Genomic DNA, 19,978 nt, shown 5'->3' with positions numbered 1-19,978 from the left:
TACGAAAAGTCAAATGCAGAGACAAAGAAGGAGAGAAAGTTTTCGACCGGACGCTGTCGGGGCGTACCTTGATTCCACAAATATACGAGAAAGGTATGGGCACAGGCAAATGAATGTGTATCTTTGTTTCGTCTTATTTCAAAAGAAATCCTATCAAATGACATTCGGAGTTTCACGGAACACGCTTCTCATCACAGCCGGCCTGGTTTGGCTCATTGCCGGAGCGAACATTTTACGCATCGGCATCGGCTGTTGGCTCGGGACCACCCATTACTGGGTATATAAAATATTGGAGGCCACGGCTGTCTTTATCGTGTTTTTCGCATTTATCTTCAACCGACTGTACCTGAAACATACCCGACGCATTCGCCAGAAAAAAGAGAAGAATTGTCCGTTTGCCTTTTTTGATGTCAAAGGCTGGATTATCATGACCGCCATGATGACGATGGGTATTGTCATTCGCCAACGCTCCTTGCTTCCCGACATATTCATCGCCGTATTTTACACGGGGCTCTCCCTGGCTCTTATCCTTACCGGTGCACGATTTGTTTTCTTTTGGTGGAAAAACCGGCATGCCGAATAGGAAGTGTCGGTCGGCAAGTCACATGTGGAATCCACAATTTCGGTAAGATAACAATCCGCCTTTCGCATTTTATTTCTTACCTTTGTCCAAGTATGAATCATAAATCGTAAACCACCCCGACATGAAATACATCGGCGCACACGTCAGCGCGTCGGGAGGCGTAGAGAATGCCCCCGAAAACGCGCACCTCATAGGAGCAACCGCATTTGCTCTTTTTACCAAGAACCAACGGCAATGGGTTGCCCCCCCGCTGTCGGAGAAAAGCATCGTCCTCTTTAAGAAAAGATGCCAAGCCTATGGCTACACTCCGCAACAGATTCTCCCGCACGACAGTTATCTCATCAATCTGGGTCACCCGCAAAGCGAAGGTCTCGAAAAATCGCGGGCTGCGTTTCTCGATGAGATGCAACGTTGCGAACAACTGGGGCTCGATCGGCTCAACTTCCACCCGGGTTCACATCTCAAAGAGATAAGTGTCGAAGCCTGTCTCGACCGCATTGCCGAATCGATAAACCGGGCTCTCGACAAGACCAAAGGAGTAACGGCGGTTATTGAGAACACGGCCGGGCAGGGTTCGAACGTGGGTTTCCGCTTTGAGCACCTCGCCCATATCATCGACAAGGTCGAAGACAAAAGCCGCGTGGGCATCTGCATCGACACCTGTCATGCCTTGGCCGGTGGATATGACCTCATCACGGCCGAAGGTTTTGAAAAGACCTTCGCCGCTCTCGATGCCATCGTAGGCTTACATTACCTCCGCGGCATGCATATCAACGATTCCAAAAAAGGACTCGATTCCCACGTTGACCGTCACGAAGTGTTGGGCGAAGGCACTTTGGGCATCGGCTTGTTTGAACGAATCATGGCCGACCCCCGATTCGACAATATCCCGCTCATTCTCGAAACGCCCGACGAAAGCCGCTGGCCCGACGAAATCGCCTTGCTCAAAAAGATGGTTCCGGCGACCCGTTGAGTTCACAACTGCAAATTCTCCCCTCGACTCATCGTCCCACTCCCCATAATCCCCCTCGAAAGAAATTTCGTCGGGGATTTTTTGTCTCGGATTGTCCTTACAAAAGCAAATAATATCAATGAGTTTCACTTTTTGACCAGACGGCGGGCAGAAATTCCACTTAATTAATAAAAAAATAAAAACCCGGAAATTTTTACATTTCAATGTTGGCGAGATAGCGATTTTCTGAATATCTTTACCTTGCCAAGATATATCATGAAACACGCTTTACTCATCTTTTTTCTGGGAATGTCGTTGGGGTGCGTATGGGCACAGTCGTCGCAGGACCAAGTACACTACACCGGTGACGTGCGGTCAAACCCCTATTTCCACGACGGGCAACTTTCGCCGGCAGTCGGTGTGCACAACATACAGCTTCTGCGTGCCAACCGCGACAGCGTAACGGCGGCCTACAACTACGGGTGGACCTACAACCATCAACCGATGATGTGTTATTGGAACGGACGCTTCTACGTACATTTCCTGTGCGACAGCACCGATGAGCACATTCCCCCGTCGCGCACCATGCTGATGACATCGAAAGACGGTTATACATGGGAAGCCCCCGTCGTCCTCTTCCCCACCTACAAAGTTCCCGAAGGCTTTACCAAGGCGGGACGTCCCGGCAAAGCGCACCATCTGACGGCCATCATGCACCAGCGCGTAGGATTCTTTGTCGCCTCAAACGGCCGGTTGCTTGCCACCGGCAACTATGGCATCGCCCTTGACCCCAAAGACGATCCGAACGACGGCAACGGCATAGGCCGCGTCGTGCGTGAGATAAAGCGAGACGGGACGTTCGGCCCCATCTATTTCGTTTACTACAATCACGACTTCAACGAGAAGAATAGCGATTACCCGTTCTACACCCGTTCACGCGACAAAGGTTTTGTAAAGGCTTGTCGGGAGATGATGGACAATCCGCTCTATCGCATGCAAATGGTCGAAGAGGCCGACCGCAATGACCCCATGCTCCCGTTGAAAAATCCATACAAGGCTTTCTGCTACTACTACCTGCCCGACAACCGCATCGTGGGATTATGGAAACACGCCCTCACCTCCATCAGTGACGACGGCGGCGAGACTTGGCAACAACCGGTCATGCGTGCCTCGGGGTTTGTAAACAGCAATGCCAAGATATGGGGTCAACGGCTCAGCGACGGAAGTTATGCAACCGTATATAATCCGGCCGAATACCGCTGGCCGCTGGCTATCTCGCTAAGCAGCGACGGGCTCGAATACACGACCCTGAATCTTATACACGGCATCGTTCCCCCAATACGGTATGGAGGTAATTACAAAAGTTTCGGTCCCCAATACGCCCGCGGCATATTACCCGGCAACGGCACCCCTCCCGACGGCGACCTTTGGGTCTCATACAGCGTGGGGAAAGAAGATATGTGGATTACCCACATTCCTGTACCTGTGCGGGAAGAGGTGACCAAGTATGTGCAAGACGATATAAGCTCAGCCACCCGCATGTCGGATTTGCGCGAATGGAACCTCTACACAGGCATTTGCACCCCTGTCGCACTCGAAAACAAAGCCGGCCGGCAATGGCTCACGCTTACCGACAGAGACCCGTTTTCCTATGCGTTGGCCGAAAGGAAAGTGCCCGAAAGCCACACCCTGAAAGTCGCGTTTGACCTCATGGCCGAACAAACGGGTCACGGGAACCTGCAAATCGACTTCGCCGATGCCAAAGGCACACCATGCGCCCGAATCGAGCTCACCGACAGTATCCTCCGGGCCAAAGGGGGTGCACGATATTCCCAAATGGGGAAATACGAGCCGGGACAAGTGTATCATGTTGAGGTGTCGCTCTCGGTCGAGAATCGCAACTACACCGTGTCAATCAATGGCAAGAAAAAAACGACCCGCATGTTTTTTGCTCCGGTTTCGACCATCGAGCGCATTATATTCCGCACCGGTGCGGTAAACGCCATGCCTACACCCGACACACCGGCCGACCAGGACTTCGATCTCGATGATGCAGGGAAGGAAAATGCCGCGGCCATTTACCGCATAGCCCGACTTTGTGCCGAAGGCGACCGCACAACCTGCCTGCTCGACTTCGACGACTTTCGGCACCATGTCGAACGGTTCAACCGCATGGAAGACGAAAACATCGTGCAGGCCATACCCAACAGCCGGTCGGCCGAATGGCTCGAAGAGAATATCCCGCTGTTTGAATGTCCCGATGCAAACATCGAAGAGATATATTATTACCGTTGGTGGACATTGCGGAAGCACATCAAGGAGACCCCTGTCGGATATGCCATGACCGAATTTCTCGTTCCCCGCTCCTATGCCGACCGCTACAATCTCATATCGAGCGCCTTAGGACACCACATACACGAGACGCGGTGGTTGAGAGACACCTGCTACCTGCATCAAATAATCCGCACCTGGTACCGGGGCAATGACGGGAAACCCTTGGAACGCATGAAGAATTTCAGCTCGTGGACACCTTACGCCCTCTATCAAAGTTTCCTTGTAACCGGCGACAGCACGTTCATAGCCGGCCTGTTGCCCGACATGAAAAGCGAATACACCTGGTGGGAAACCACCCATCGCCTACCCAGCGGGCTCTATTGGCAAAGCGACGTGCAAGATGCCATGGAAGAGAGCATCAGCGGAGGGCGCAAGAAACAGTATGCCCGCCCCACCATCTCCTCCTATATGTACGGGAATGCCTCGGCCATCGCCGAAGTGTGCCGGCTGACGGGAGACCAGGACAGTACCCTTTACGCCGAAAAAGCCGATACCTTGAAGCAGTTGGTCGAGACACTGTTATGGAATCCCCGTCACAACTTCTTTGAAACACGTCGAGGCGACACCCTCGCCCAAGTGCGAGAAGCCATCGGATACACGCCATGGTATTTCGGCCTCCCCTCGCCCAACCGATACGACTCGGCATGGCTGCAAATAACCGACCCCGAAGGTTTCTCGGCGCCATTTGGCCTCACGACAGCAGAGCGGCGGCACCCGCAATTCAGAGCCTATTTCAAAGCCAGTTGTGAATGGAATGGCCCGATATGGCCGTTTGCCACGTCGCAGACCCTCACGGCGTTGGCCAATTATCTCAACAGCCAACCCGGTGAAAGCGCAGTAAGCCGGGAGACGTGGTTCGAACAGTTCAAATTATATGCACAATCGCATTATTTCCACGGCCGTCCCTATATCGGAGAGTATCTCGACGAAGTCACCGGTTACTGGCTCAAAGGAGAACAAGAACGCAGCCGATACTACAACCACTCGACATTAAACGACCTGGTCATCACCGGACTCGTCGGTTTGCGTCCATGCGCCGACGAACGGATAGAAATCAATCCGCTCGTACCCGAAAATGCGTGGGACTATTTCTGCCTCGACAACGTGCGTTACAAAGGCCATAATCTCACCATTTCGTGGGACAGACACGGGAACCGCTACCATCAGGGCAAGGGATTGAGCATCTATATCGATGGCCGACTTGCCGCACACAGGGATTCCTTGGGCCCACTCTCCTGCCTCACAAAATCTAAAAACTCTTTAAAATAGACAGATATGAAAAAAATTCTCTTGACATTTTTTGCCGCGACATGCACGCTGGTGAGTTTTGCCGCCAAAACGCCGACTTATATTCCCTGGAAAAACGGGAAACTGCTCGTGTCGGAAGAGAGCCGTTATCTGAAACACGAAAACGGTAAACCTTTCTTTTGGCAAGGTGAGACCGGCTGGCTCATGCCCGAACGCCTCGACCGCGACGAAGTCGGGTACTACTTGGGACGATGCCGCGAAGCCGGCTTCAATGTCGTGCAGGTGCAAACCATAAACGGTGTACCGGCATTCAATGCCTACGGACAGATGTCTCACCCCGACGGGTTCAACTTCGAGAACATCGACCAGAAAGGCGTCTACGGATATTGGGATCACATGGACCATATCATAAAGACCGCCGAAAGCAACGGCATCTACATCGGCATGGTATGCATCTGGGGCGGACTGGTAAAATCGGGACTGATGAGCGTGGAAGAAGCCCAAGCCTACGGCAAGTTCCTGGGTGAACGTTACAAAGATGCTCCCAACATCATTTGGATAATCGGCGGAGACATTCAATGCGACATCAAAGCCGAAGTGTGGCACGCCTTGGCTCGCAGCATAAAGGCCCATGACCCCAACCACCTCATGACATTCCACCCGAGAGGAAGGACCTTGTCGACCGACTTCTACAACGACGCCGAGTGGCTCGACTTCAATATGTTCCAAAGCGGCCACCGTCGCTACAACCAAAGAGGCGATGACAAGAACTATCCGATTCCCGAAGATACCGAAGAAGACAACTGGCGTTATGTCGAACGCTCCTTGGCCATCACACCCATGAAGCCGGTTATCGACGGAGAGCCTTCTTACGAAAGGATTCCGCAAGGGTTGCATGATCCCGGCGAACCCCTGTGGCAAGACTACGACTGTCGCCGCTATGCCTACTGGTCGATATTTGCCGGAGCATTCGGGCACACCTACGGGAACAATGCCATCATGCAATTCTATCGTCCCGGCGTAGGCGGAGCATACGGTGCCTGCACACCTTGGTATGAAGCGCTCAAAGACCCGGGATTCAATCAAATGAAATATGTCAAGAACCTGATGCTGACCTTTCCTTTCTTCGAGCGCATTCCCGACCAAAGTATCATCGTCGGTGAAAACGGGACGAAATACCATAGAGTTGCAGCCACTCGCGGAAACAGCTATCTGCTGGTCTACTCCTACCTGGGCGAACCGATGGAAATCGACCTGAGAAAAATCAAAGGCAAACAAAAAAGAGCCTGGTGGTATAATCCCTGTAACGGACAGCTGAGCTACATCGGAGAATTTGCCAACCGGACAACCCGTTTTATCCCCGACATTCGCACCGACGGAGTCAACGACTGGGTACTAATCGTTACCGACGCCTCGACAAAATATGTATTACCCGAATGGACATCTCTGCCCGATGCCCAATTCAGAAAAGACTTATAAAAACACAAATGCCATGAAAACACATTCTCTTTTAATTGCGGCCGTCGGCCTACTGCTTTCAATGCCCCTGCCGCTACACGCACAACCCACACAAGAACCCGTATCTCTTGCCGACCTGCGCACCGAAGCCCTACACAATCCTTTGGGGCTCGATACGGAAACACCACGATTCAGTTGGCAACTGCAATCGGACGAATCGAACGTCATGCAACGCACCTACCGCATCATGGTCGCAAGCGACAGCAGCAAATTGGCTGACGGGAAATGCGACTTGTGGGATTCAGGCATCGTGACCAGCGATAGTTCCCTGTGGGTCGCATACCGGGGCATGCCCTTGGGAAGCAATCGGCATGCCTATTGGAAAGTGCAGATAACGGCTTCATACGGGAAAGAGAAAGAATGCCAGACATCGTGGAGCCCCATCGCCAAGTTCTCAACGGGACTGCTTTCGGAAAACCGCTGGAAAGGGCAATGGATTGGTCTCGACCAAGCCATGCCGTGGGACAGAGAAGAGATGCACAGCCGTTTGTCGGCACGCTATCTTCGCACCGAATTCACGACCGACAAACCCATAAAACGCGCCACGGCCTTCATCGCCGGACTGGGATTGTATGAGTTCTATATCAATGGGCAGAAGGTCGGGAATGAAGTGCTGACTCCGGCTCCGACAGATTATCGCAAGACCATTCTCTACAACACTTACGATGTCACGTCACTGATACAAAGCCAAAACGCCATCGGTGTGGTACTTGGCAACGGGCGCTATTACACCATGTGCCAAAATTACAAGCCCTATAAAATCGCCAACTTCGGTTATCCCAAATTGCGACTGAACCTCGTCATCGAATATGTCGACGGCAGCCGGGAAACGATAGCCAGCGACACGCGATGGAAACTCACGCCCGACGGTCCCATACGCAGCAACAACGAATACGACGGCGAAATATACGATGCCCGCAAAGAATTGGGCGCATGGACACAACCCGGTTACAATGACTCTACCTGGATACCGGCACAGCGAGTGAGCATTCCTACCGGCACGCTGCGTGGAGCCATGATGCCGGGTATGAAAATATGGCAGGAAATAAAACCGGTATCGGTTATCGAAACCGAAAAAGGGTTCATTCTCGATTTCGGTCAGAACATGGCCGGGTGGGTCGAAATGAAAGTACAAGGGCAAGCCGGTGACAGCATTTTCCTGCAATATGCCGAACGGCTCAACAAAGACGGGAAATCATTATTCACCGAGAATCTGCGCGATGCCCTGAGCACCGACACCTACATTTGCAACGGAGAAGAAGACGAGAACGAAAAATGGGCTCCGATATTCTCTTATCACGGATTCAGATATGTCGAAGTCTCGGGATATAAAAACCTCTCCGGCACCTCCAAACTATCAGCCCGCCACCCGCTCACCGAATGTTTCACGGCACAAGTCATCAGCGATGACATGGAAGAAACCGGGACCTTCTCCTCGTCGGACAAGACCCTAAATGCCATCGTGAAAAACGCACGTTGGGGTATTCTCGGCAACTACAAGGGCATGCCCGTCGACTGCCCGCAACGCAACGAACGGCAACCGTGGCTCGGCGACCGCACCAAAGGGTGCTGGGGCGAAAGTTATCTCTTCGGCAACGAACGGCTCTATACCAAATGGGTGCGAGACATCTGCGAGGCTCAACGAGAAGACGGTTGTATTCCCGATGTGGCTCCGGCATTCTGGAACTATTACAGCGACAACGTAACATGGCCCAGCGCCTTGATTTTTGCCTGCGAGATGATTTACACCCAATATGGCAACATGGAGCCCATACGCAAGCACTATTCATCGATGCAGCGTTGGATAGAACACATGGCCAAGGAATATACCAACCGCGCCGGACTCATCGTGAAAGACAAATACGGCGACTGGTGCGTACCACCCGAGTCGCCCGAGATGATTCACAGCCAAGACCCGGCTCGCAAGACCGACGGCCGCCTCATTGCCTCGGCCTATTTCTATAAAGACCTGAAAATCATGGCCGGCTTTGCCCGTTTGCTGGGCATGAGCGCCGACGCCGAACGTTATGACGCCGACGCCGAAAAGCTGAAAGCGGCTTTCAACAGAATCTTTCTGACCGTACAACCGGCAACCGGCAAAGGAGATTCTGTCGCATTCTATGCAAACAACACCGTCACAGCCAACCTCCTCCCCTTGGCATTCGACATGATTCCCGCCCCATACGCCGAAGCCGTCGCAAAGAACTTGTCGACGACCATCATCGAAACCCACAACGCACACATCAGTTGTGGTGTCATCGGCATGCAATGGCTTTTCGGCCAACTGTGCCGCATAGGGCAAAGCAACCTGGCCTACCAAATGGCCTCGCATACGTCCTACCCGAGTTTCGGATATATGATTGAAAACGGAGCGACGACCATTTGGGAACTTTGGAACGGTGATACCGCCAATCCCTGGATGAACAGCGGCAACCATGTCATGCTCCTGGGCGACTTCCTCCCCTTCTGCTTCGAAGAGTTGGGCGGTATACGTCCGTCGACCGATAAGGTCGGTTTCAAGCACATCATCTTCAAACCGTGTTTCGACATCAAACAACTCGACCATGTCGATGTTACCTACCAAACACCGTACGGTCAAGTCGAAAGCCGATGGAAAAAGAGTCGTGCACACATCGTGTGGGACATCATGCTGCCTCCCAATACCACGGCCGAAGTACACCTTCCCAACGGGGAAATACGACAAATCGGTTCGGGAGCATATCACTATCGTACAAGCATATCCAAATAAAGGAATAATCCAAAATACCGAAATCATCAACATCGCCCCTGACCATGAAACGAATTACCCTCCTGTCGGGAATATTATTCTTGGCAATCGCCTGTCCCATCGAGGCGCAATACCCAACGGTTCCCGACTCGATACAGCAACGTGTCGCCCAAGAAAACGCCTACTATGACAAGCTCGACAATGCAGCTTGGGAAAAGGCATTGAAGATTGTCAAAAAGGAAGAGAAGAAATACGGACGCGTCTACCGGCCTTGGGCCTCAAAACCCAAAGACCTGCCGCAATGCCAAATCCCGGCATTCCCCGGAGCCGAAGGGGGCGGAGCTTTTACTGCCGGCGGACGGGGCGGCAAAGTCATTACCGTGACTTCGCTGGCCGACCGTGGGCCGGGCACTCTGCGCGAAGCCTGCGAGACAGGCGGCGCCCGTATCGTGGTCTTCAACGTGGCCGGTGTAATAGAACTCAAATCACCCATCAGCATTAAAGCACCCTATATCACCATCGCCGGACAAACAGCGCCCGGCGATGGGGTATGCGTGGCCGGCGCCTCCTTCCTCATCGACACCCACGACGTGATAATCCGCCACATGCGCTTCCGCCGAGGAGCCGTCGATGTGGGGAACCGTGACGATGCCTTGGGTGGAAACGCTGTGGGCAATATCATCATCGACCATGTATCGACCTCTTGGGGGCTCGACGAAGTCATGTCGATATACCGTCATGTATGGAACCGCGACGAAACCGGGAAAGGGACGAAATTGCCTACCGTGAACATTACCATTCAAAATTCGATGTTTGCCGAGGCGCTCGACACCTATAACCATGCTTTCGGGGCGACCATCGGCGGACACAACTGTTATTTCGCCCGCAATCTTTTTGCCTCGAACATATCGCGGAACTGCTCCATCGGCATGAACGGCGGTTTCAACTTGGTCAACTGCGTTATCTACAACTGGTGGAACCGGTCTGTCGACGGCGGTGACGAATACTCGCAATACAACATCATCAACAACTACTTCAAGCCCGGTCCCGTCACGGCGCTGCAAAACGGGAAAGCCATACAATATCGCATTCTCAAACCCGAATCAAGCCGTGACAAAAACAAACCCGACACATTCGGGAAAGCCTATGTAAACGGCAACATCATGCTGGGCAACGACCGAGTGACAGCCGACAACTGGGACGGCGGAGTGCAAGTGTACGGGCAACGTGACTGCGGTAAATTTGAAGAGGCGATACGCGTCGACGAGCCTTTTGCCATGCCGCCGCACAACCCCATCATGTCGGCGCAAGAAGCCTATGAGTTTGTCATGGAAAATGTTGGGGCCACTCTTCCACGAAGAGACTCGGTCGATACGCGCATCATCAACACGGTCCGCACGGGACAAGCCATATACGACAAAAAGGCACGCCCCTTCGTCACGCCTTATGTCAAACGGAGACTGCCCGACGATTCATACAAATATGGCATCATCACCCACCCGCAACAGGTGGGCGGGCTGCCCGAGTACAAGGGTACGCCATACATCGACAGCGACAACGACGGAATGCCCGATGCGTGGGAGATACGGTATGGGCTGAACCCCAACGACCCCTCCGACGCCACGGGAGATTGCAACGACGATGGATATACCAACATCGAGAAATACATCAACGGCATCGACCCCACCCGGAAAGTTGACTGGACCGACCTCAAAAACAACCGCGACACGCTTACCGGTCGATTGCAAAAATAGGACTACAAGACACAAACATTCAGTAACATCAAAATATTTATCAGATGAAAAAGAAAATTTTTGGATTGATTTTCTGCTTCTTGTCCATGATTGTCTCGGCACAAACGATGGAAGAATTGCAGAAACTCCCGTGGAAACAGATTGCCACCAAGATGCCCAAAGAATGGTACGGCACCCCCGAAGCCAAAGCCATTGCCGAAAAGTTGTTGCTCTATCAAAGCGAATTGGGCGGATTCCCCAAAAACATCGCATTCCATGGCGAAATACGACAAGATGTCATCGACAAAATAAAAGAGACGGGAATAGGTACAACCATCGACAACAACGCCACGACGACCGAAATGCGTTTTCTCACCAACATGTATGCGCAGACGCACGAACAAATCTACCGCGATGCCTTCTTCAAAGCCCTCAATTACATCTACATTTCCCAATACGACAACGGTGGCTGGCCCCAATTCTACCCTTATCGCAAAGGGAAATCTGTGGCTTATTCACGCGACATCACGTTCAACGACGGAGCGATTGTGAACGTACTAAAATTGCTCTACGCCATCAGCGATGACGATAAGCCCTATGTGATTTTCAACTTCACGCCCGAAGAAAAGGCCAAAGCCCTCGAAGCCTATAAAAAAGGCATACAATGTATCCTCGACACCCAGATACGCAATAAAAAAGGCGAGCTCACCGTATGGTGCGCCCAACACGATCCCGAGACACTGAAACCGGCCAAAGCAAGAGCGTATGAACTGGAATCTTACAGCGGCGACGAATCGGCCGACATCGTGTTGTTGCTGATGAAGGTCGAAAACCCTTCACCCGAAGTGATTGCGGCCGTAAAAGGTGCCGTAAAATGGTTTGAGGAGCACAAAATCACCGATACCAAGTATGTGCGTTATCGCGACGAAAACGACAAATGGGTAGCCTATATCGAATACGAAAAAGGTGCCAAACCGCTTTGGGCCCGTTTCTATGACCTCGAAACCGAGCAACCGTTCTTCTGCGACCGCGACGGCATAAAGCGTGCCACACTGGCCGAAGTAGGTGAAGAACGCCGTGGTGGTTATTCCTGGTACAACGACGAAGGGAATGAAGTTCTTGAAAAATATGCCGAGTGGATAAAGAAAATCGGAAAATAACCTCACTCCTCTCCATACCAAAAGAGGCGGTCAAAACAGTTTGACCGCCTCTTCTTTATATCCCATCAAAAGATCAATACAGTTCTTTGATTTTCAGCACATCGCTCTCATTCCATATCAAGTAGCGTTTGGGCTGTACGGGTTTCGGCTCCTCTTTCTTTACTACCGGGGCAGGCGTTTCAACGACTTTTACCGTGTCGGGCTGCGGAACAGCAACCGGCTCTACCTCTTGCTTGTCGCGACGGCGCCATTTTCTTTTCTTCTTGGGCTGCTCCTGCGGTTCGGCTTGTTGTTCCTCAACAACAGGCTCCTCGGGCTCTGTGGTCACTTCGCTGCTCATAGCGCCGGGAACGACATACATCGGATAACGGTCGTCCAGTTCGAGACGCACCGAATATGAGTTCTTGGAAATAGACTGCAACACGCAAGGACGGTGATATACCAAATGAGCTTTCCCTGTCTTTATGACCACGATGGTCAAGTCGGGCGGAAAATTGTCTTTGGCTTGCGAGAAGAAAAAGAGTGCCGTTGAATAGGGCGAAATATTCACCGTAAAATAGTAGTTGTTGTTCGAGGGAACATTCGGGGGCAGCGAGGTCCACCCATCGGCATTGGTCACTTCGAGCAGGCATTTGTTTCCCAGGAATATCTGTATGGCCTGAAAATCGCCGGGATAGGTGCCTCCCGCAAATTTTGAGAGACGCACCTGGTAGTTCTTGTCTCGTCCGCTGCGAATGGTTGCGGTGGAAGTGGCAAAGGTCTCATAAGGCTTCACGACAGCCTCGGCCACAGCCAAAGAGTCGATAAACTTTTTCTTGGGATAGATGTAACTGTCTTTCAACACAAAAATATTCTCCTGTGCCGAAAGTCCCATACCCATCGAAAATATCAGAAGGGCAAGAAACGACAATTTCTTTCTCATAGCTAAGTAAGTTTTTCGGATTAAATCAAGTCATCGGAATAGCAGCAGCCCGGCAATGCCCGACAATTATATTGCGAGGCCATGATTTCGCCATAGGCACCGGCCGACCGAATGGCAATCAAATCGCCCCGCGAGGTCTCGGGCAAAGTGACCACTTTGCCGAAACAGTCGGACGACTCACAGATAGGTCCTACCACATCATACTGTTGCTCGGGCAAATGTGACGAGATGTTTTCGATACTGTGATATGCCTGATAAAGTGCCGGACGTATAAGGTCGGTCATACCGGCATCGACAATGACAAACTTTTTCTGCACGCCTTCTTTCACATACAGCGTGCGTGTTATCAGCGTTCCGCACTGACCTACCACCGAACGGCCCAATTCAAAGAAGAGATGCTGTTTAGGGCGTAATTTGAGGTGCTTGTGGAAGACCGAAAAATAAGCGCCGAAATCGGGTATCGGTTGTTTGTCGGGCGATTGGTAATCGATTCCCAAGCCGCCGCCCACATTGATGACATCGACAATGATCATGCGACGGTAGAGCGTTTCCTGAATCTCGTTGATACGATTGCAAAGCATCTTGAACGAGTCCATGTCGAGAATCTGCGACCCGATGTGGAAATGCAGCCCCAAGAGCTTGACATGAGACAGGGTAGCCAAGCGGTCGAGAGCCATTTCGAGATGTTCGAGGCTGATACCAAACTTGTTCTCGCTCAGCCCCGTCGTGATATAGTGGTGCGTGTGGGCATCGACATCGGGATTGATGCGCAGAGCCACCGAAGCCGTTTTACCCATCTCTCCGGCCAGGCAGTCGATGTTTTCCAGCTCGGGCAAGGACTCGACGTTGAAGCAGCAAATGCCGGCTTCGAGTCCCAGTTTTATTTCCCAGTCGGCCTTGCCCACGCCGGCAAAGACAATCTTGTCGGCCGGAAATCCGGCTTTCAAAGCGGCTTTTATCTCCCCGCCGCTAACGCAGTCGGCTCCCAATCCGTTTTCACGGATAATCGAAAGCAAACGGCTGTTGGCATTGGCTTTGACCGCATAGTGCACATGATATTGCGGATAGCGGCTCGCTTCGTGTTTGATAACTTGTAATGTCTGACGCAACAACTCGGTATCATAATAATAGAAAGGGGTCTCCAAGGTGTTGAATTTTTCAATCGGAAAATTCATAGGCTTTTTTAGATAAGAAAGGCGGATTATAGTAGTCCGCCGTCTCATTTATGATTGGTTATTCAAATAAACTGTGACTGAGTGCCTGCAAGGCGCGTTTCTTGTCTTCGGCTTTCACCAGGAAAGAGATGTTGTAGTTGCTTCCACCGTACGAAACCATGCGCACAGGTATGTCTTTCATCGCCTGCATGGCATTCGACTCAAAACCGATATTTTTCCATTCCAAATCCCCGACGACACAAATGATAACCATGTTTTCGTCGACGGTCACCGTACCGAATTTTTTCAAATCGTCGAGTATTTCGGTCAGGTGCTTGGTATTGTCGATGGTTACCGACACACCTACTTCCGAAGTCGTCACCATGTCGATGGCGGTCTGGTAACTTTCGAAAATCTCAAATACCTTGCGCAGGAAACCATAGGCCAAAAGCATTCGTCCCGATTTGATTTTGATGGCCGTGATTCCGTCTTTGGCGGCAACGGCTTTTATCTTTCCGGTTTCGGAAGCGCCGCAAATCATCGTACCGGGGGCATCGGGCTCCATCGTGTTGAGCAGTCGCACGGGAATGCGATTGAGCTTGGCCGGGAGTATGCAGGTCGGGTGCAGGATTTTCGCGCCGAAATAGGCCAACTCGGCGGCTTCTTCGAAATTGAGCGTGCGCACGGGTTTGGTGCCTTCGACAAAACGAGGGTCGTTGTTGTGCATACCGTCGATGTCGGTCCAGATTTGTATCTCTTCGGCTTGTATGGCCGCACCTACCAGCGAAGCCGAATAGTCGCTGCCTCCGCGTTGCAGGTTGTCGATTTCACCGTAAGCATTGCGGCAGATAAATCCCTGTGTGATGTAGATGGGTGCATCGGGACACTCGGCCAAGCGTTTTTCGAGATTGCTCTTTATATATGCGGGGTCGGGTTCTCCGTTTTTGTCGATACGCATATAATCGAGAGCGGGTATTAAAACCGATTTCACCCCCGTCTCATTGAGATAGAGGTTCATCATCATCGTCGACATCAATTCACCTTGTGCCAAAATCACCTTCTCCTCGAACATGGTAAAGAGGTCTTTGGTGAACGAACGCATCGTGTCGAAATTGGTCTTTATTGCATCGAGAGCCTGTTGCTTGTATGTCTCGGTCTCAAAAAGTTCGTCGATAACCTGTTGATACTTGCGTTCGAGGGCATTAATGACTTCGTTGGCTCCATCGGGATTCTTTTTATAGAGGTAATCCGAGATTTCGACCAAGGTATTGGTCGTTCCCGACATGGCCGAAAGGACAACGATTTTCTGACTGCCGTCGCAAATCAATCCGGCGACATTTTTCATGCGTTGTGCCGAGCCGACAGATGTTCCACCAAATTTTAATACTTTCATTTCTTATTTCGATATTTATTGTTTCTTTTTTGAATATTGCACTGCAAAGATATAACGATTTATCATAATTTCAGCATTTCGGCGTCACTTTGTGGGAATCGTATCGGTAATATCGGTAATGTGCTTCTCATGGCAGAGCAACACACGTCCCGGAAACTCCTTGACGAGATAATGATTATGGGTCGTCATCACAACCGCCGTTCCTTCATGGCATATCTCATGAAGCAGGGCGACAATCTGCTTGCCGGTCTGCGGGTCGAGGTTCCCGGTAGGCTCGTCGGCCAGAATAATCTCGGGTGAATTGAGCAGGGCACGCGCGATGACGATGCGTTGCTGCTCTCCGCCCGAAAGTTCATGGGGCATGCGATAGGCTTTATTTTCCATTCCTACTTGACGGAGTATTTTTTCGATGCGCTCGGCTATGGCTTTCTTGTCTTTCCAGCCGGTAGCCCGTAACACGAATTCGAGATTTTTCTGCACAGAGCGGTCGGTCAGGAGTTGAAAGTCTTGAAATACGATTCCTATCTTACGACGCAAATAGGGTATGGAACGACGACGTATCTTGCGCATATCCAAGTCGAACACCGTCGCTTTGCCGTCGTGTATGGGCACTTCGGCATAGATGGTCTTCAACAATGTGCTTTTTCCGCTGCCCACACGACCTATCAGATAGACAAATTCGCCGCTGTACAGTTCAAAATCGGCATCTTGCAATACCACTTGCTCGTTGCGGCAAATTTCGACTTGGCGATAATTGATGAGTTGCAGCTTTTCCATAACGGGAGATTATTCTTTGTGGCGGCTTTTGAGTTCGCGGGCCAAGTCTTCCATGCGCAACCCTTTGGAGGTCAGCAGTACAATCAGGTGATATATCAAGTCTGAGGCTTCATAGATAAAACCTTCACGAGTACCGTTGGTGGCTTCGATAACCGTCTCGACGGCTTCTTCGCCCACCTTTTGAGCCATGCGGTTCACCCCTTTCTTGAAGAGCGATGTCGTATAAGAACCTTCGGGCATCTCGGCCTTGCGGCGGTCGATAAAGTCTTGCAGGTACTGTATGAAGTAAAAATCGGCATCGTTTTTCTCGTTGAAACAAGTATCGCTACCGGTGTGGCATACCGGCCCTACGGGATTGGCTTTTATCAAAAGCGTGTCGGCGTCACAATCGACCAGGATAGAACACACGTTCAAAAAATGGCCGCTCTCCTCGCCTTTGGTCCACAGACGGTTTTTGGTACGGCTGAAAAAGGTTACTTTGCCTATTTCCAAGGTTTTGTCATAGGCTTCTTTGTTCATGAATCCCAGCATCAGGACCTTGCCCGTGCAATTATCCTGAACAATGGCGGGAATAAGCCCGCCCATCTTGTCAAAATCGAGTTCCATATTTTTTCGATATTATATTCTTACACAAATATTTTCTTTTGCGAGATAGGCTTTCAACTCGGGAATGGATATTTCGCCAAAATGAAACACGCTGGCAGCCAAAGCGGCATCGGCTTTTCCCGCGAGGAATGCGTCGCGAAAGTGCTCCTTCGCACCGGCTCCACCCGATGCGATGACCGGTATGTCGAGCAAGTCATGCAGGTGTGCAAGAGCTTCGTTGGCATAGCCCGTCTTCACACCATCGTGGGTCATGCTGGTGAAGAGTATCTCTCCCGCGCCGCGTTCTTGCGCCTCCCGTGCCCAAGAAAAAAGTTCCTTATCGGTGGGAACGCGTCCGCCGCTGCGATAACAGCGCCAGCCGTTCGCCTCCCAATTGGCATCGATGGCGACCACACACACTTGTGAGCCGAAGTTCTTTGCAATCTCGCCAATCAAGCCGGGATTTTTCAAGGCCGATGAATTGATGGAGACTTTGTCGGCTCCGGCATTTAACAAACGGTCCACGTCACTCAGTTCATTGATACCCCCTCCCACCGTGAAAGGAATGCTCACGTGGGCTGCCACCCGACGTACCAAATCGGTAAACGTCTTACGGCCCTCGTGGGAAGCTGTAATATCGAGATAGACCAATTCGTCGGCACCTTGCTCGCTATAAACCTGTCCCAGTTCCACCGGGTCACCGGCATCTCTGAAATTGACAAAATTCACCCCTTTTACGGTTTTTCCGTCTTTTACATCGAGGCAGGGTACAATGCGTTTTGCTAACATAATCTTTTTTCCTTTGGCGGACAACTCATATCCCTCATTCGGGTTGGGAGGATTGTCGGGCTATTCCTGACAAATTATGCCCGAATGAAAGACAAAAATACAACTTCTTTTTCGTTCGGCCTCATATCTCCCGTGAAAAATAAGAACTTAACTTTCACGAGGAATCGGGCTCTTTTACATCGGCAAAAGAGGGGGCCCTTTTGCTACAACGCGTCGACGGGCGACTCGACAAGAGGCACTTTGTCGGCAGGCCATACGCCATCGACAATGGGATAGGTAACCAACTTGTCAGGATCGACAACCACATGTTTGATGCGTTCGCGATGCCATGTATAGACAATATGCACGAGGCCGTCGGCCGTCTGAATTATAGAGGGATAGGAATATTGCTTCTCGGGTTGAACAATGTAATCGAGAACCAAGGCGGCTTCCCAGTTCACGCCGTCATGGCTCAGAGCCAAATTGATGACGCCACGCCCCTTGTGTCCCAAATTTTCCTCATCACGCGTGGAGTGGTTATAGATAAGGAGATGGCGACCGTCTCTCAAAGTGACAGCATCGATTCCCGAATTGTTATTGGGCAATTGCGTATCGGACATTTCGGTCCACGTCTTTCCGGCATCGTAGGACCAGGCTTGCACGATATATTGGTTGTCGTCTTTTCCATTGGTACGGCACAGCATCTGCAACGTGTCTCCCCCATGTTGGAGGAATGTGGGCTGTATGGCCGCCACCTCTTTTCCATCGTTTAACGGGCCGATAAATTCCCATGTCTTGCCGCCATCGGTACTGCGTTCGACATGTGCCCGCCAGCCATGGCTTTCGTCGCTCGACCCCGAAATCAGGGTACCATCGGCAAGTTGTATGGGTTTATTCTTGATGGGGCCCAGCAACGGGAGCTCAATCCGTTTGGGAGCGCTCCACGAATATCCATTGTCACTCGATGTGATATATTCGCCCCACCATTCCCGGGGATTGGGCCCCACTTTGTAATAGAGCATGAGGTCGCCTCCACGAGGTTGGAAGATAACCGGATTCCATGTCGGATAACGCAACGTGTCATTCTGAATGCCCGTGGCCACACTTTGAGGTGCCGACCACACGCCATCGGGGGTCTTGCGTTGCAGGCGTATTTCGACATCGGGGTGCCGCTCGTAAGTGCCGCCAAAATAGGTAGCCAACAAATCACCATTCGCGAGTTCGACAAGGGTCACGGAATGACACGAGGGAAAATCGGCCTGCTCATACAGGAACTCTTCGAGCACAATTCCATCTCGATGTTCTTTGGGTGTACAACTCGACACGAGTGAGAGGAGAAGCGTCGCACAGAATGAAAGCGATAATGTGTTTTTCTTGTTCATACGAGTAAGTTATTTGGTATTAGAGGAATCGACGTAAATCGCGCAATGCGATGCGCCCTTCATATATGGCTTTCCCGAAGATGACACCTTGCACCCCCAACTCATCGAGCGATACGATGTCGTCGACACGGCTTACCCCGCCACTGGCAATGAGGTAGATGTCGGGGAGTTTCTGCAACATTTCTTCATAGAGAGCCGTCGACGGGCCTTGCAACATTCCGTCTTGGGCAATGTCGGTTGTTATGACTTTTTTGACCCCTTTTTGGCAATAGTCCGAGACAAACGAAAATAGGTCACATTCCGACGCCTCCAACCAGCCTCCAACGGCAATTTTCTTATCTTTCACATCAGCGCCTAGAATGATGCGGTCGGCACCGTAGCGAGCCACCCAACCCTCGAACACCGACGGTCGTTTCACGGCAATACTACCTCCGGTTACCATCTGCGCTCCGCTATCAAATGCGATTTTCAAGTCTTCGTCACTTTTGAGACCACCGCCGAAATCAATCGTCAGCGACGTGTGCGAAGCCAAGGTTTCGAGAGTCCTGTAATTGACGATATGCTGAGCCTTGGCACCGTCGAGATCGACCACATGCAAACGTTTCAGCCCATTGTCTTCAAACATTTTCGCCACTTCGAGCGGGTCCTCATTATAGACTTTCTTGCTGGCATAGTCGCCTTGCGACAATCGTACGCATTTACCGTCGATAATATCTATGGCGGGAATGAGTTCTATCATCT

The 19,978-nt window shown here is 51.4% G+C and carries 15 protein-coding genes; 7 read left to right on the top strand and 8 right to left on the bottom strand.

The features are described from left to right. Positions 1–157: 157 nt before the first annotated feature. The 7 genes from IAD09_09030 (at position 158) to pelA (ending at position 12,256) form a co-directional block, all read left to right on the top strand. Complete coding sequence (locus IAD09_09030) at positions 158–583, top strand: hypothetical protein (GenBank protein ID HIT82363.1); 426 nt, start codon at positions 158–160, stop codon at positions 581–583. Positions 584–704: 121 nt separating this feature from the next. Next, positions 705–1,556, top strand: coding sequence for a deoxyribonuclease IV (gene nfo, locus IAD09_09025; GenBank protein ID HIT82362.1), 852 nt, complete (start codon positions 705–707; stop codon positions 1,554–1,556). 255 nt (positions 1,557–1,811) lie between these two features. Continuing rightward, complete coding sequence (locus IAD09_09020; protein ID HIT82361.1) at positions 1,812–5,138, top strand: exo-alpha-sialidase; 3,327 nt, start codon at positions 1,812–1,814, stop codon at positions 5,136–5,138. A gap of 6 nt (positions 5,139–5,144) precedes the next feature. Further along, complete coding sequence (locus IAD09_09015) at positions 5,145–6,596, top strand: glycoside hydrolase family 140 protein (protein HIT82360.1); 1,452 nt, start codon at positions 5,145–5,147, stop codon at positions 6,594–6,596. A 61-nt stretch (positions 6,597–6,657) separates the two neighbouring features. Continuing rightward, entirely contained in the window at positions 6,658–9,384 is a 2,727-nt protein-coding gene (locus IAD09_09010; GenBank protein ID HIT82359.1) for a glycoside hydrolase family 78 protein, read from the top strand. A 44-nt stretch (positions 9,385–9,428) separates the two neighbouring features. After that, positions 9,429–11,117, top strand: coding sequence for a polysaccharide lyase (locus tag IAD09_09005; GenBank protein ID HIT82358.1), 1,689 nt, complete (start codon positions 9,429–9,431; stop codon positions 11,115–11,117). 44 nt (positions 11,118–11,161) lie between these two features. Then, positions 11,162–12,256: a pectate lyase gene (gene pelA / locus IAD09_09000; protein HIT82357.1), complete on the top strand. Its 1,095-nt coding sequence runs from the start codon at positions 11,162–11,164 to the stop codon at positions 12,254–12,256. Positions 12,257–12,329: 73 nt separating this feature from the next. Here the strand turns inward: pelA and IAD09_08995 are convergent, their stop codons facing one another. The 8 genes from IAD09_08995 to hisA all read right to left on the bottom strand — a co-directional run bounded on the left by IAD09_08995 (position 12,330) and on the right by hisA (position 19,976). Beyond that, positions 12,330–13,178, bottom strand: a complete 849-nt coding sequence (locus IAD09_08995) for a hypothetical protein (GenBank protein ID HIT82356.1) — start codon at positions 13,176–13,178, stop codon at positions 12,330–12,332. Between the two features lie 20 nt (positions 13,179–13,198). Further along, positions 13,199–14,353, bottom strand: coding sequence for a diaminopimelate decarboxylase (gene lysA / locus IAD09_08990; protein HIT82355.1), 1,155 nt, complete (start codon positions 14,351–14,353; stop codon positions 13,199–13,201). A 58-nt stretch (positions 14,354–14,411) separates the two neighbouring features. Continuing rightward, the gene (locus tag IAD09_08985) at positions 14,412–15,725 is read right to left on the bottom strand and encodes an aspartate kinase (GenBank protein ID HIT82354.1); all 1,314 of its coding nucleotides are present in this window, start codon (positions 15,723–15,725) and stop codon (positions 14,412–14,414) included. Positions 15,726–15,809: 84 nt separating this feature from the next. Further along, positions 15,810–16,502, bottom strand: a complete 693-nt coding sequence (locus IAD09_08980) for an ATP-binding cassette domain-containing protein (protein HIT82353.1) — start codon at positions 16,500–16,502, stop codon at positions 15,810–15,812. A 9-nt stretch (positions 16,503–16,511) separates the two neighbouring features. Next, positions 16,512–17,108: a bifunctional phosphoribosyl-AMP cyclohydrolase/phosphoribosyl-ATP diphosphatase HisIE gene (locus IAD09_08975; protein HIT82352.1), complete on the bottom strand. Its 597-nt coding sequence runs from the start codon at positions 17,106–17,108 to the stop codon at positions 16,512–16,514. A 12-nt stretch (positions 17,109–17,120) separates the two neighbouring features. Further along, the gene (hisF, locus tag IAD09_08970) at positions 17,121–17,876 is read right to left on the bottom strand and encodes an imidazole glycerol phosphate synthase subunit HisF (GenBank protein ID HIT82351.1); all 756 of its coding nucleotides are present in this window, start codon (positions 17,874–17,876) and stop codon (positions 17,121–17,123) included. 203 nt (positions 17,877–18,079) lie between these two features. Then, on the bottom strand, positions 18,080–19,237 hold the full coding sequence (locus IAD09_08965) for an exo-alpha-sialidase (protein HIT82350.1): 1,158 nt from the start codon (positions 19,235–19,237) through the stop codon (positions 18,080–18,082). A 19-nt stretch (positions 19,238–19,256) separates the two neighbouring features. Next, positions 19,257–19,976 (bottom strand): 1-(5-phosphoribosyl)-5-[(5-phosphoribosylamino)methylideneamino]imidazole-4-carboxamide isomerase, encoded by a 720-nt coding sequence (gene hisA / locus IAD09_08960; GenBank protein ID HIT82349.1) that lies wholly within the window; start codon positions 19,974–19,976, stop codon positions 19,257–19,259. Between the last annotated feature and the right edge of the window lie 2 nt (positions 19,977–19,978).

It is taken from the genome of Candidatus Caccoplasma merdavium (assembly GCA_018715595.1).
GTDB classification, from domain to species: Bacteria; Bacteroidota; Bacteroidia; order Bacteroidales; family UBA11471; genus Caccoplasma; species Caccoplasma merdavium.
Note: the sequence above shows the minus strand (reverse complement) of the source record. Positions and strands in the feature narration are given on the sequence as shown.

What these genes read in the sequence shown, in the direction of transcription:
- nfo (HIT82362.1), top strand. Translation starts at nt 705, where the DNA reads ATGAAATACATCGGCGCACACGTCAGCGCGTCGGGAGGCGTAGAGAAT.
- IAD09_08995 (HIT82356.1), bottom strand. Translation starts at nt 13,178, where the DNA reads ATGAGAAAGAAATTGTCGTTTCTTGCCCTTCTGATATTTTCGATGGGT.
- IAD09_08985 (HIT82354.1), bottom strand. Translation starts at nt 15,725, where the DNA reads ATGAAAGTATTAAAATTTGGTGGAACATCTGTCGGCTCGGCACAACGC.
- IAD09_09015 (HIT82360.1), top strand. Translation starts at nt 5,145, where the DNA reads ATGAAAAAAATTCTCTTGACATTTTTTGCCGCGACATGCACGCTGGTG.
- IAD09_09020 (HIT82361.1), top strand. Translation starts at nt 1,812, where the DNA reads ATGAAACACGCTTTACTCATCTTTTTTCTGGGAATGTCGTTGGGGTGC.
- hisA (HIT82349.1), bottom strand. Translation starts at nt 19,976, where the DNA reads ATGATAGAACTCATTCCCGCCATAGATATTATCGACGGTAAATGCGTA.
- IAD09_08980 (HIT82353.1), bottom strand. Translation starts at nt 16,502, where the DNA reads ATGGAAAAGCTGCAACTCATCAATTATCGCCAAGTCGAAATTTGCCGC.
- IAD09_09030 (HIT82363.1), top strand. Translation starts at nt 158, where the DNA reads ATGACATTCGGAGTTTCACGGAACACGCTTCTCATCACAGCCGGCCTG.
- hisF (HIT82351.1), bottom strand. Translation starts at nt 17,876, where the DNA reads ATGTTAGCAAAACGCATTGTACCCTGCCTCGATGTAAAAGACGGAAAA.
- lysA (HIT82355.1), bottom strand. Translation starts at nt 14,353, where the DNA reads ATGAATTTTCCGATTGAAAAATTCAACACCTTGGAGACCCCTTTCTAT.
- pelA (HIT82357.1), top strand. Translation starts at nt 11,162, where the DNA reads ATGAAAAAGAAAATTTTTGGATTGATTTTCTGCTTCTTGTCCATGATT.
- IAD09_09010 (HIT82359.1), top strand. Translation starts at nt 6,658, where the DNA reads ATGCCCCTGCCGCTACACGCACAACCCACACAAGAACCCGTATCTCTT.
- IAD09_08975 (HIT82352.1), bottom strand. Translation starts at nt 17,108, where the DNA reads ATGGAACTCGATTTTGACAAGATGGGCGGGCTTATTCCCGCCATTGTT.
- IAD09_08965 (HIT82350.1), bottom strand. Translation starts at nt 19,237, where the DNA reads ATGAACAAGAAAAACACATTATCGCTTTCATTCTGTGCGACGCTTCTC.
- IAD09_09005 (HIT82358.1), top strand. Translation starts at nt 9,429, where the DNA reads ATGAAACGAATTACCCTCCTGTCGGGAATATTATTCTTGGCAATCGCC.